General features: G+C 28.3%; 11 protein-coding genes and 3 pseudogenes. All 14 read right to left on the bottom strand.

Features of this window, described 5'->3' with window-relative positions; all coding sequences use genetic code 11:
* Positions 1-931 (bottom strand): acyl-CoA dehydrogenase family protein (locus L3B98_RS17805; protein ID WP_238917737.1); only part of this gene is annotated, 931 nt, incomplete at its 3' end.
* Between the two features lie 104 nt (positions 932-1,035).
* A complete protein-coding gene (locus L3B98_RS17800) occupies positions 1,036-1,821 on the bottom strand; it encodes a short-chain-enoyl-CoA hydratase (protein WP_015390577.1) in 786 nt (261 codons plus the stop codon).
* A gap of 322 nt (positions 1,822-2,143) precedes the next feature.
* Positions 2,144-2,779 carry a redox-sensing transcriptional repressor Rex gene (locus tag L3B98_RS17795; RefSeq protein WP_015390576.1) on the bottom strand — a complete coding sequence of 212 codons (636 nt, stop codon included), beginning with the start codon at positions 2,777-2,779 and terminating at the stop codon, positions 2,144-2,146.
* A gap of 259 nt (positions 2,780-3,038) precedes the next feature.
* On the bottom strand, positions 3,039-3,620 hold the full coding sequence (locus L3B98_RS17790) for a zinc dependent phospholipase C family protein (RefSeq protein WP_238917739.1): 582 nt from the start codon (positions 3,618-3,620) through the stop codon (positions 3,039-3,041).
* 252 nt (positions 3,621-3,872) lie between these two features.
* Positions 3,873-4,685, bottom strand: a pseudogene (locus L3B98_RS17785) (sugar phosphate nucleotidyltransferase); the annotation flags it as partial.
* A gap of 25 nt (positions 4,686-4,710) precedes the next feature.
* Positions 4,711-6,408: an AAA family ATPase gene (locus L3B98_RS17780; protein ID WP_238917736.1), complete on the bottom strand. Its 1,698-nt coding sequence runs from the start codon at positions 6,406-6,408 to the stop codon at positions 4,711-4,713.
* A 159-nt stretch (positions 6,409-6,567) separates the two neighbouring features.
* On the bottom strand, positions 6,568-8,124 hold the full coding sequence (locus tag L3B98_RS17775) for a recombinase family protein (RefSeq protein ID WP_238917735.1): 1,557 nt from the start codon (positions 8,122-8,124) through the stop codon (positions 6,568-6,570).
* Positions 8,117-8,293, bottom strand: coding sequence for a hypothetical protein (locus L3B98_RS17770; protein ID WP_238917734.1), 177 nt, complete (start codon positions 8,291-8,293; stop codon positions 8,117-8,119). The genes L3B98_RS17775 and L3B98_RS17770 overlap by 8 nt, the downstream gene beginning before the upstream one ends.
* Positions 8,294-8,541: 248 nt before the next feature.
* Positions 8,542-10,227 (bottom strand): AAA family ATPase, encoded by a 1,686-nt coding sequence (locus L3B98_RS17765; protein ID WP_238917733.1) that lies wholly within the window; start codon positions 10,225-10,227, stop codon positions 8,542-8,544.
* Positions 10,228-10,839: 612 nt separating this feature from the next.
* Positions 10,840-11,040, bottom strand: a pseudogene (locus tag L3B98_RS17760) (RHS repeat-associated core domain-containing protein); the annotation flags it as partial.
* 53 nt (positions 11,041-11,093) lie between these two features.
* Positions 11,094-11,423, bottom strand: a complete 330-nt coding sequence (locus L3B98_RS17755; protein WP_238917732.1) for a hypothetical protein — start codon at positions 11,421-11,423, stop codon at positions 11,094-11,096.
* A gap of 13 nt (positions 11,424-11,436) precedes the next feature.
* A pseudogene (locus tag L3B98_RS17750) lies at positions 11,437-12,072 on the bottom strand (polymorphic toxin type 17 domain-containing protein).
* 671 nt (positions 12,073-12,743) lie between these two features.
* Positions 12,744-13,223, bottom strand: coding sequence for a pentapeptide repeat-containing protein (locus tag L3B98_RS17745; protein ID WP_238917731.1), 480 nt, complete (start codon positions 13,221-13,223; stop codon positions 12,744-12,746).
* Between the two features lie 21 nt (positions 13,224-13,244).
* Positions 13,245-13,466 (bottom strand): hypothetical protein, encoded by a 222-nt coding sequence (locus L3B98_RS17740; protein WP_238917730.1) that lies wholly within the window; start codon positions 13,464-13,466, stop codon positions 13,245-13,247.
* Between the last annotated feature and the right edge of the window lie 601 nt (positions 13,467-14,067).

The following is a 14,067-nucleotide window of genomic DNA, read 5'->3' as shown; positions in this document are numbered from 1 at the left end:
GTTGACCTGCTTGTTTCTTTGTTGCTGCTAAGTATACTAAGTATTTAGCAGCTTGGATTTTAACATCCATTTCCGCAATATACCATTGTAATCCTTGGAATGCAGATAATGGTTTACCAAATTGCTTTCTTTCTTTCATGTAGTTAACAGCTTCTTCAAAAGCTCCTTCTGCAATACCTAAAGCTTGAGCAGCTATACCAATTCTTCCTCCATCAAGAGTCTTCATTGCTATTCCAAATCCCTTACCTTCTTGACTTAATAGGTTTTCTTTTGGAACTATACAGTTTTCCATAACTAATTCAGTAGTTGAAGATGCTCTGATACCCATCTTATTTTCTAATTTTCCTATTGAGAATCCAGGGAATGATTTTTCTACTATAAATGCAGAAATTCCTTTAGTTCCCTTTGATTTATCTGTCATAGCAAAGATTATGAAAGTTTCAGCAACTCCACCATTTGTTATGAATATTTTTGAACCATTTAATACATAATGGTCACCTTCTAATACAGCAGTTGTTTGTTGTCCTGCAGCATCTGTACCAGCACCTGGTTCAGTTAATCCGAAAGCACCAATTTTCTTACCACTACAAAGATCAGGTAAATATTTTTCTCTCTGTTCTTTAGTACCATTTTCGTTAATTACTGATGCACATAGTGATGTATGAGCTGAAAGTATAACTCCAGTAGTACCGCAAACTTTTGATAATTCTTCTACAGCGATTATATATGAAAGTACATCTCCGCCTGCTCCACCAAATTCTTTAGAAAATGGGATACCCATCATTCCTAACTTAGCCATTATTTCAACATTTTCCATAGGGAATCTTTCTGTCTCATCGATTTCAGCAGCTATTGGTTTAACTTCATTTACTGCGAATTCTCTAACCATTTGTTGCACTAATTCTTGTTCTCTAGTTAATTGGAAATTCATTAAATTACCCTCCTTGTTATTTAAACCTACTTTATAACAAACTATATATAAATCTCAAATAGATTTTTAGCAAAATTCTATAATATTATTTACAATTAATAATATTATTTATTTTGGAAATTCTTTTCTGCTCTTCTTTCTAAAAATGCAGTCATTCCTTCAGTTTGATCCTCTGTTGCAAAACACTTTCCAAAGTCTTCTGCTTCTATTAATATAGCTGCATCTATATCTACTTGCATTCCTCTGTCAATTGCATCTTTACAATAAGCAACTGCCTTTGGAGCATTAGCTGCAATTTTATTAGCCATAGCTTTAGCTTCATCCATTAAACTTTCTAATGGAACTATTTTGTTTACTAAACCTATTCTATATGCTTCTTCAGCATTTATTAAGTCACAAGTATATATTAATTCTTTAGCCTTTCCAGGCCCTACAATTCTAGCTAATCTTTGAGTTCCACCAAATCCTGGAGTTATTCCAAGACCAGCTTCTGGTTGACCAAATTTAGCTTTCACTGAAGCTATTCTAATATCACATGACATAGCAAGTTCGCATCCGCCACCAAGAGCAAATCCTGATACTGCTGCAATAACTGGCTTATCCAATTTTTCTAATCTTCTGAAAACTTTGTTTCCTAAAATTCCAAATTCTTTACCTTGTTCTTCGTTAAGATCTTTCATTTCTGAAATATCTGCTCCAGCAACAAAAGATTTTTCTCCTGCACCAGTTACTATAACGGCATATACATTAGTATCATTTTCTAAATCATCTAAAACTGCATCAATATCCTTTAATGTTTCAGAGTTCAATGCATTTAGTGCTTTTGGTCTATTAATTGTAACAATAGCTAAATGTCCTTCTTTTTCAAGAATCACATTCTTTAATTCCATGTTAAAATCCTCCTTCAAACTTGCATATTAATTTTATTTGAATAACTTTTTATTATAATTCAAACATATTTGTTAATATTATAACAAGTATGTTTAAAAAATATCAAACCATATTTAAAATTATAATACGTACACAAGTTATTTGCAATAAAATCTTATATTTTAATATAAGATTTAGTTAAATATGCCTAACTTAAAAGCCTTTTACAATAATATTCCAGCACATATATTACCTTTAGAATGTTAGGCCTCATTAAATATAAATATAAAAAAAGAAAATAATAGACTATTATCAAGTCTATTATTTTCTTTCATCTATTTTTTAATTATCACTTTCATTTAATAAATAAATTAAAGTCAGTAAACTTTCACTTAAATGAACATTCTCCACCTTTACATGATCTGGAACAACTAAATCTACAGGTGCAAAATTCCAAATAGCTCTTACTCCGCCTTTTATCAATTCATCTGCAACTACTTGAGCATTTTTTCTTGGAACACAAATTATTCCTATATCAATTTTTCTTTCTTGCAAAACAGTTGACATATCATCTATGTCCTTTATTTCTACATCTCTAATTCTCATTCCTATTAACTTTGGATTTGCATCAAATATAGATGTTATTTTAAATCCTAAATTTTCAAATCTAGAATAATTAGATACCGCTTGTCCGATGTTTCCTGCTCCAACCAAAGCTGCTTGGTATCCCCTATCTAACCCTAAAATAGAGCTAATTTGATTATATAATTCCTTAACATTATATCCATACCCTTGTTGTCCGAAATCTCCAAAGCAATTTAAATCTTGACGAATTTGTGATGCAGTAAATCCTATTTTTTCGCCTAATTCCTTTGAAGAAATTCTATCAACATCATTTTTCATCAATTCTTCAAGATATCTATAATATTTTGGTAATCTTTTAATAACCGCCATAGATATATTTCTACTCTTGTCCATGCTTATCTCCTATCTTAACAATTAATTATTTTTATAACTCGCTTTAAATCCCTATTGTCCATCTAAATATTAATGACAATTAGTATTTTTTTAACAAAGCAGTTCATTTTTGGTGTTTAATTCTATTTACCATCATAATTTATTATTCTACCATACTTATATAATTTTATGTCAAGGTTAATACAATTATTTTTCATATTTTTTCTTCAAATGAAAATATCCTAAAATAGTTTTATTCTATTTTAAGATATTTTATAGGCTAAATTGCTTTACTAACTTTTTTATCATTTAAAAATACATTATTTAAAATCATATTTAATACACTATCACAAACATAATACGAAAAGGTTAGATCATTCTTAAATTCTACTGCGCCATTATATTGCTTTTGCAATTCTAATATAAATTCCTCTATATTACTTGACTTTACATTTGTATTAATTATGCCTAAAGGCTTAAATTCTTTAGCTATCTTTGCTAATCTATTTTCATAGGCCATATGCTTTTTAACTGCCTTAGTATTCTTAAATTCCCATCTATAATAATGAGGCGCACAGAAAAAGTCACATAAAAAGTGACATATTACTCCAAGTTCTTCACTAAATTTACCAATAGTTAAATCAAAATACACATCTTCTAACGTTAGTGAAGATAAATATATAATCTTATCAATTATCATTTCTATACTTTCATCAAAATAATGCTTCTTGAATTTATATTTAGGCGCACAATCTGGCTTGATGTTCCCCCAAATAAACCTTTTATCATTGAGTAAATAAATACTCTTCGTATTTGCACGCTTTATAATATTCTCAGCCATGATTTTGTGAGTATTAATCATCAAAGCTTGATCACATCCTCTACATATCTGTTAAATTCCCTTTACATATTAACCGTTTACCATTTTAGATAATTTAAAATTTAATTTAAATTTATCATGTACATTTATAATAATACTCTGAGTATAAATTTTCAATAGCTTATATAATAATTTGTCCAAGTATTATATGTATCATCACCCAATAATAGCTAAGCACCAAAACTAATAAAGCCGTTCCGAACTCATCCTGATATTTTCGAAACAGCTTATTAATTATAGAAATTTACTATATTCTTGATTTTCATTAAGTTTATTAATTAAATGCTTTATTTCCTGATCTTTGTTCTTATCCATGACAAGTATTACATCTCCAGCATCAACAACAACTAAATCCTTTATTCCAAATCCAATTATTAAATTCTTATTCCCAAATATCGAGCAATTTTCACAGTCATCTATATAAACATTTTTCGATATATTGTTATTTCTATAAGTGTTTAACAATCTACTTAGAGCTCCAAAACTGCCCATATCATCCCAACTAAAGTCACATTTAATAACATATGCCTTTCTTGTTCTTTGCATTACTCCAAAATCTATTGAGATTCCATCGATCATTTCATATTGTTCTTTTACCACTGACTCTTCATTTTCTTCCCCAAGGCTTTTATATATTTCCATTAACGATCTATGCAACTTAGGCAGATATTTTTCTATTTCTCGCAAAATCACATCCGCTCTAAATATAAACATTCCAGAATTCCATAAATACGTTCCTTTTAATATAAAATCTTTAGCTACTTCTAAATTTGGCTTTTCAGTAAATCTAGCAATTTTATACGTTGGTATATTCCCAGTAGTTCGTTCTCCCATTTCTATATACCCATACCCCGTTTCAGGTCTACTTGGTTCAATTCCAAGGGTAACAATACATCTTCTTTTATTAGCCGTATCAATTCCTTGAGATATGGTATCTATATAATTCTTCTCACCTTGAATGTAGTGATCTGATGGTAATACAACCATAACTGCATTAGCATCTTGTTTTAATAATTTCACCGCTGATAACCCTATGCATGTAGCAGTTGCCACACTGACGTTATTGGTCTTTTTATTCTAAAATCCATTCAATTTCTTTTTTGCCAATTACAGCAATTAATAATTTTTTCATATTGTTCAAATCATATGAAGAGGATAGTTTTCTACTGCTGCTATACCCCTCTAATTGTTTCAAGCCTTGTTTTTTAACCTCTTCAAAAGCATTTTTATCTTTTTCCTTAAGATACTTTAACTCTATCATCCATTCATATTTAATACTTTCTTCATATGCTTTATTTTTAGTGAGCAACACATCTATATATCCTTCTTCAACTTCATATTCACTATTTGCAACATATACATTACTCATAAAAATAGATAGCAATATAACTTTTATATTCTTTTCATCAAATTTAATTAGATCTCTGTTAGAAAGATTATAAAGAAATTCTTTTAAGTATTCGATCAGCAAATTACATTTTCCACTTACCGCCATCTCTTTTATTGCTCTATTAACTTTTACACTATCTATGTTTAAATTATTAGTTTCAGATAACTTTCTCCTAAAGTATTCCCAATATATTTCCTTCATTGCAATATTAGGAATCCTAAGCGTGAGACTACCTAGAAATGCTTCTTTAATTGTAAGCATCCCCATATAGAATAATAATGATATGAAGTTTTCCTTATTCTCATACATATACTCTAAATTAAATCTTTCAACTAGATTAACTTCAACTTCTTCATTAGTTAAAATGCTCTCTATTGTTTCTTCATCCTTAAAATTAAACGCAAGACTTTCTAATTTCTTATAGTCTGTCTTTATATTTAAATCCAGCATATTTTTAGGATATTTCTTATTTCTTATTAGATTATCTAAGAAATATAAAACCATATTAGGATTAAATACACGAATATCGCTTTCTTCACAGAACAAATATCCATTATAATATTGCTTCATATCAAAAATTAGCATTTCTTTATTAAAATTGTTAATTTGAATTTCATCTATTAATGATCTCAATTCTTCGTCTGTAAAACCGAGCATTTCATTATAACGTCTATCTAGAGTTAAATTTTTTGTTATATTAAATCCACTAGTTAAATCATCTAATAAAATAGGACTAACTCCTGTCATAAATATTCTATCAATAATTGTGCTAGTCAATGATTTCAAATTTTTATAAAAAGTTCTTATATAACCCTGACTTGAAATCACATCATAATATAACCTTTCATTAGACGTTATTAAATCATTTGCAAAATTATCGTATTCATCAATTAAAACCAATATTTTATTATCAGAGCCTGCTAATTTTAAAGACAAATGACTGATTGCACTTATTGCATCATTAAAATTATTTTCCGTTTTTTCATTGCTTAACAATTCCTTATATCTAATCAAAAAATCATTTACCGCTTCTACCACTTTTATATCAAAACTCTTTATCAAATTTTCTTTATCTTGATTAGTAGAAATATTAGCAAAATCTAATCTTAAAACAAAATAAGAAGTTTTTTTAGGTGTTGGATTTTTTCCTATATATAATTCTCCAAATATTTCTTCAAATTCATCTTTATTATTAACATCATAATAATTGCTAAGCATTGATAAAAAAAGACTTTTACCGAATCTTCTAGGTCTTATAAAAAATTGATATGATGCATCATCTTCCAACGTTTCTATATACTTGCTCTTATCAACAAAAAGGAAATTTTCTTTTATTATTTTTTTAAAATCTGATTCTCCATATGGTACTTTTCTTAACACCTTTTCACCTCTTTTCAAAATACTTCTTAGATTTTCTAATAAAACCTTATCTTAATTTTAAAACTTGAGTTTCGAAATTATTCTATATTATTATTATACCCATTTGAAAATAAATGGGTATAATAATTTCTGTTCTGATATTAAACAATATTGGAAATTTTAATTTCTATTGAATTTATAATAGATATCAATACTCTTTTCTTTTGTCTCAGAATCTTCATTGACTACTATCTTATCTATAATTGTTTCCACAAAACTTCTTTCTATTTCTTCTAAATTGAAAAGTTTATTAAGTTCTTCCCTATATATGCTTGTAATATCAGTATTATCGTGTGACTTGTCCATAATATTTCCTAATTCTTCTTTTTTCTTAATTAATTTTTCTTGTTTTTCTTGTATGACCTTAATGAAATTAGTAAAATTTCTCTCTGAAATCAGATCATTTAACTTATCTTCATACATCTTCGCAAATTTCACATCTAATTTCTCTAATTCATTTTCTATTTCTTTTATTTCTTTTGCATTATCTTGCTCAATTTTTATATTTTCTACTTTATTGTAATACTTTTCTTTATTAATGCTTTTATCTATCATTGTTCTTATATCGCTTTGTATTTGTGAGATCAAATCTTTTTCCTTTATGCTATGGCAAGTACATCTTTTTGCACCACTTTGAGATAATGTACACTTATATCCTTCAAATTTTTTTCTATAGGATAAACTTCCTCCACAGGTTCCGCATCTTAATACTGAACTGAACGGATGTATAATCTCTCCCTTATACCTGTATCCATTTGATCTTTTTTTAAGCATTTCCTGAACTCGATTAAAAGTTTCTTTATCTATTATTCCTTCAAATTCCCCAGACCAAACCCAATCTTCTTGTGAGGTTTTCTTAACTTCTTTCATTTTATAACTAACTTTTCTATATTTTTGCTGTACTAAAAAACCACCATATTTATGATTTTGTAATATCGAAAATATGGTATTGTTTGTCCAAATTCCAAACTTAGAGCGAGCATAATTTTCTATTTTTGAAGAAGGAGTTGCTATACCTTTTTGATTTAAATATGTTGCTATTTTTCCTGCTCCCCAGCCTTTTAAATATAGAGAAAAAATTTCTTTAATTGTTTCTGTAGTTTCTCCACCTTCTGGAACTAGGAGATTTGTCTTTTGCTCTCCATTGTATATTTTTTCATACTTATAACCATATGGTGGTTTAGATGCAATAGATGATCCCCTTTGCATTCTTTCTCTTAATGCACTTTTTATTTTTCTGCTAGAATCCTTAATGTACATTTCATTAATTAAATTTTTAAATGGAATTATATCATCATCTTCTACTAGTGAATTATCCACATTATCTAAGACCGCCACAAATCTAACATTATTAAGTTTAAAATATTTTTCAATGTATTCTCCAGCCTCTAAGTAGTTCCTTGAAAATCTAGATAGGTCTCTTGTCAAAACCATATTAATTTTTTTATTCTCTATATCTTCTGCCATTCTTTTAAAAGCATCTCTATCAATAGTAGAACCAGATATTCCATTATCTTCATATGTTTTAATTAAATTATAAACACTATCTTTATCTTTTTTGGCAGCCTGAATAATCCATTCTTTTAAATTTCCAACTTGTGAAGCAACTGATTCACTTTGTTCGACCTTTTCTGTGCTTACCCTAGCATAAATTCCTATATTCCATATTTTATTCATTTTCATCCATCTCTTTTTGTGCGGATGAATAGTAGTTATCACTTATATTATAACGTGCATTCTTAATATTTTCTGTTACATTTTTTATTTTATCTTCTATTAAGTTCTCAAATAACCTTGTGAAATCTTCTGTGCCGTAAAACAAATTAAACTTCATATCTTTTTTCATAAAAGATTTCCTCCAAATTAATCCTTATTATTATTCTAATAAGAACTTTTTATTTTATTACCAAAGTTGGAAATCTTACACCGATATAAAATTCAAATTTGATTACATCTATGATTTACCTTGATTTTCATACTCTTCTGAAAAAATAAAGAAATATCTTATTTTATAATTTAGGTACACGTATAAAAGCCATAGAGTACAAACTCTATGACTTTAAATACATAATCTAATTTATTATTAAAACTTATTTATTCCTTACTTTGAGTAACCTTAATTTCTTTTCCCTTAAATACAATAGCAAGCTTTATTATATGATTAACACCTTTTTGTAGTAGCTCTGCTTCATATTTCTTATCTTCTATCTGTTTTAATGCAGCTATAGTTGCTTCTTCTATAGTATCATCTAGGAAATAATCAATTTTCTTAAATTCAATAATAACTCCTATTTTAGAAGTATCACTCGGAATTATCATAACATCATATCTTCCATATCCACTTTCTTTATTTGATTTAACTTCATAATCATTTGAAAGTGATATCAGCATACCAAGTACAAACGCATGATACACTCTTTCCGGTTCTTTTCCAGATATATCAAAATAACTCAAATTATTAATTACAAACTCTTTAAATATCCCTTCAAATATTTTAATATTTCCACTTATTAAAGTCTCTAGCATCAATTCATATTTTTGATTCGTTATAGTTTCTGAAAACCATTTTTTAATTAAATTATTGTAGAAAATCAATACTTCCTGATTAGGAATTTTAAGTTCACAATTTAATACTCCTTCTATATTTTCAGTTTTAATCGCCTTTAAATATCCACTCATAAGTAAAAAACTCCAAATGTTTTCATTAGAATCTTCTACCTCTGCCATCACTATATTGTCATCAATTACTTTGCTTATGGATTTTCCTTCCATAAGTTCTTCAAGTTCCAGCTTCATATTATTGTCACCTTTAAGCAATAGCTTTTTTATTAAATCATTACTGCTGCTATTAATCCAATAAGGCATAAATCCTTCTCTCTTTTTTATCAAATAGTTTAAAACAGACCACGGATTATATATTGTTTCTCCACCAAAAACATATCCATTATACCATTTCTTTATATTTTCAATATCATCCATTGAATTATAATAATTCAATAATTCTTCAATTTCCTCTTCAGTAAAACCAAATTTTTCATTAAAATCATATCCCAATATAGTATTTACTTGTAAATTATTTAATCCTGAGAAAATACTCTCTTTCGCAACTCTAAGTATTCCTGTTACCATTGCTTTTTCTAAGTAAATATTATCTTTCAATACATCACTTAACATATTTCTTATTAATGAAATCATATTATCATAATAATCTCTCATGTAACTTTCTTGAATTGGTACATCATATTCATCTATAAGCAAAATGACTTTCTTATTATAATACTTATATAAATAATAAGTAAGATTTTTTATTGAAGCTGTTAATAACACTAAATCAGCCTCTCTATTAATAATTTTATCAAAATCTCTTTTTTCATCCTCTTTGAAAATGTTACTTTCCATCAAATATCTATATTCTTTATAAACATCTGACATGAGCATTCCCATTGCCATTATTGCATGTTCAAAATTATTGTATTTAATTCCTTTAAAGCTAATAAACACAACTGGATATTGCCATTGACGCTTCATTATTTCTTTTTCATTTTCTATTTTTAATCCGTTAAACAAATCCTTTGTTTCTTCTTTACTTCTTATATCAAAGAAGTATTTAATCATACTTAAATTTAACGTTTTACCAAATCTTCTTGGCCTCGGAGTAAGAATAATCTTTGCTCCATTCTCTAAAAATTCTTTTATTAGTAAACTTTTATCTACAAAATAATTATTTCCTTCTATTAACTCTTTAAAATCAGAGGTTCCTATTTGTATTATTTTTTTCAATCAATTCACCCTCCCCAAAATATACACTTCTTGACAGAGTAGCTATGCTGCAATTCGGATCATTCAATCTTGGATCTGTTATTTCTTTTCATGTGCCTAATTCAATCAATGACCTGATTCCTTTAACAAGTATGCTTTTAACTTTTTATTTATTTTGTTTTATACTTATTTTTATTATATCCTAATTGCTGACTTCTTCAAACTTTCCTAATAATCTTTTAAATATTTTTCTAATCTATAGAAAAATAAATAGATATAGACTTCTTGAGCCTATACCCATTCTATTATGCAAAATATAATTTTTTAGTTATTTGATATCCAATCTGCTCCAACTTATCTACTATTTTATCATTTTTATTTTATCTATACTTTAGTTTTACTGCCTATTTACGAACCTTATAAACTTTAATTACATTAATACTTATAAATCATATATATTTTATAACTAATACATTACATCTACTTCAACATCTTCCCAAATCATACTTAGTAAGTTATTATTTATTATCTAACCATGGAGTAATCGGATCATCATGGCCTAGGAACATCTCCACTCCCACCTTTAATCAGATTGCTACTACTATTATCCCCATGTACCCCTCCCTCAGGTATTTAAAATGATTGAAATGGTCTTTCCTTATTTAAACTTGAATAACCACTTTGATCATAATACCTAATATGATTATTCTTACAATAAGCATAAAGATTTAGTCCATCACCTCTATAAATATCTTCCTGCGTAAATCTACCTATAACTGGATTATAAAATCTAGCCCTTAAATAATACTGTCCTGTAACATCATGAAATTGCTTTCTAGTATATCCTCATTTTTGCTTCCACTTTCTCTAAATATTGTAGTGAATATTTAGTAAGAAATATTAATCATATTTACACCCTTTTTAATATAATTACACCCTTCTGTTGCCTCAGAAGCAAGAACTTCTTCTATTGGATTTCCAAACACAATCCATTTGTCTGCAATGCTTTTAAGAAATTCTTCCATGCTTTCTTCTTTAAAATATTTATCAAGTTCGATTCTTACCTCTATTAGGTAAATACCTTCAATCTTCCAATATGGTTCAATTTTTTTATATTCCTTAAATACTATACTGCTATTAATACTACTAGTAATGCTATCAAAAATATTTTTAGCTTGAACCTCATTATTCGAATACGCAAACAATCTAATTAACATTTAGTTCACCTCCTTATTTATGAATTATTTTTCCATCAAGTGATACATTCAAATGTGAACCATCCCTACTCGCCCATCCAAGCTGATTCTTACCTGTTTTAGATAGTTGTACATCCAATTCAAATGCCTATCCTTCTGTCCTTGACGGACCTTTTGTCCAAACATTTCCAAACTTATCAATATACCCTCCATCTGCTCTAGGCAGTGGCTGCGATGGTGTCCACTTTTCTGGAGGAACATATCTAATTTTTCCTTCGATTGGCAGTGATGTATCTTTCAAAGCACCTTTTGCCGTTTTAACAGCTTCACTCGCTCCCTTAATCATACTACCAACGTTGTCTCCACGAACTCCACCTTCAGGTATTTCAAACGATTGGGATGGTCTTTCCTTATTTTCACCTAAATAATCACTCGTATCATAATACCTAACAGGATTATTCTTATGATAACCATAAAGATTTAGTCCATCACCTCTATAAATATCTTCCTGAGTAAATCTACCTATAACTGGATTATAAAATCTAGCTCTTAAATAATACAGCCTTGTTATTCCATCAAATTGCTGACCAGTATAAGTTATCCTATTATGAACCTGTTCCTTACCATCAAGTAAGTTACCAAAAGCATCATAATAATATTCATTTTCTATTTTCTGATCTTTATCCGTAATAAATGTTATACTACCTTGCTCATCAACAGTATAGTAATCTCTATTTAAATTAAATTTCGACTCTTCTCCTAATTATGATACCTCCAAAAAACTAGTATAGTCACTTTAAGATTTACAGTTTTTTAAACCTTGAATTGATTATCTCAAAAATACAAATCAAATAGGAGATACTTATGATCTACCCGTTTACTACTTATCAATGATCTACACTTCCATGTGACTCTCCCCATACACCACGTCGCAAAAGAATGAAAAAATCCAATAGACATTCAGCATCTATTGGATTCATACTTTATTTTTCTATCTTTTATATTGTTATAGCCATTCTTTAGAACCCCGACAGCAATTTACACCCCATGATGATTAAATCATAATAAATAAACTACATTTCATATTTTTCTCTTAACTTTGTGTCTACTTTATTATACAATGTCCAAAAGTTTTATTATTTTAACTGCCTATTGTAAATGAAAACAGTCATTTTACCTAATATTACAATTTGATCATTATTTTAAGTTTTGTTCATCTGTTCACTGCAGAATTGAAATTATGTTTTGAGTTACTTCTAGGCTATATTTAATGAAACTTATACATAAAATTCAATTGCTAAAGTTTGATATTTAGTTTTAAAAAACTGTATTCTGTAATAACTAAATTTTGCAGCTAATTTTTTTTGCACCTTTTTCTATTGGATTAAACTCTTCTGGCCATTTTGTATTATTATCAAAAATTGCACCTGTAAAATCTGCATCTTCAATTTTATTACACAACATAATTGCTCCTAATAAGTTAGCTCCTTGAAATTTTGCGTTTTGAACATCTGCTGCATTTTCAAAGTCTGCATTTTCAACATGTGCACCATAAAGCCATGCATTTTTAAGATTTGAATTTTTAAAGTTTACATTTTCTGCCCAAATCCCTATCATGTTAACACCATTAAAATTTGTATAGCTTAAATTGGCTCCATCTAACTCTGCTGCACGCAATTCTGAACCTATAAAACTTGCCCCTTGTAAGTTTTTACCTTGTAATAAGACTCTATGCAAATTAAGATTTTCTAACTTAGCACCTTCTAATGTATCTAAGTCAACTTCTATTGGTTCATTTGCATTACTTTTAATTACAATCATATTATACCTCCACTATTCTATTTACTTATTGCCCCAATCTACAGGGCTTATTCGAATTTCACTCCAATCAATTGTATTATTAGGTCTTCCATCAACCCATGGAACCTGTTCTGGTTCTTTCCCAAATACCCTACCAGATACATCCCTATGGTTACCATCAACAATTATACATTTATCTACCTTAATAGGTGGTGAGATTTCTCTATTTTCAAGTCTAGTGACATATCTCTGTATTGCTAGCATACTAATCCCTCCATCTTGTTGAGTCTTTAATGGTGCATCAAGAATGTCTTCTGTAACATTGGTTCTTTTTAAGTAACTTTAGCCTCCCCCTTAAACATAATACTTCTGCTATCTCCAGTAACTCCTCCTTCAGGTATTTCAAATGATTTAAATGATCTTTCCTTATTTAAACTTGAATAACCACTTGGGTCATAATACCTAACAGGATTATTCCTACAATAAGCATAACGATTTAATCCTTCTCCGCTATGAATACTTCTTGATTTAATAAATTATCTTCCACACAATTATTTTTAGTCCCCTCAAAAAGTGATTTTATATGTCACTTTTGAGTACATTTCTTCACGAAATTCTTAAATATGCATTAACCTCTTTACGCTCTACTGCTTTATTTGCAGATTATACCAATTGCGTATTTTCATTAGTTTACCATACTAAAATCACAACGGATACAACATGTGCTGCATTATATATTAGAATTACTTTTTCCATCCGTTGATTTTTTCAAATATAAAACCTCATTTAGGTTATTAGTTTAACAAAAATGAGGTTTCATTTATAGTGAAAATTTTTCGAATTTTACACACTTTTTATATTTCTA

Source organism: Clostridium sp. YIM B02555 (genome assembly GCF_022320955.1).
Lineage (GTDB): Bacteria > Bacillota > Clostridia > Clostridiales > Clostridiaceae > Clostridium > Clostridium saccharoperbutylacetonicum.
This window is presented reverse-complemented; position numbering and strand designations above follow the sequence as displayed.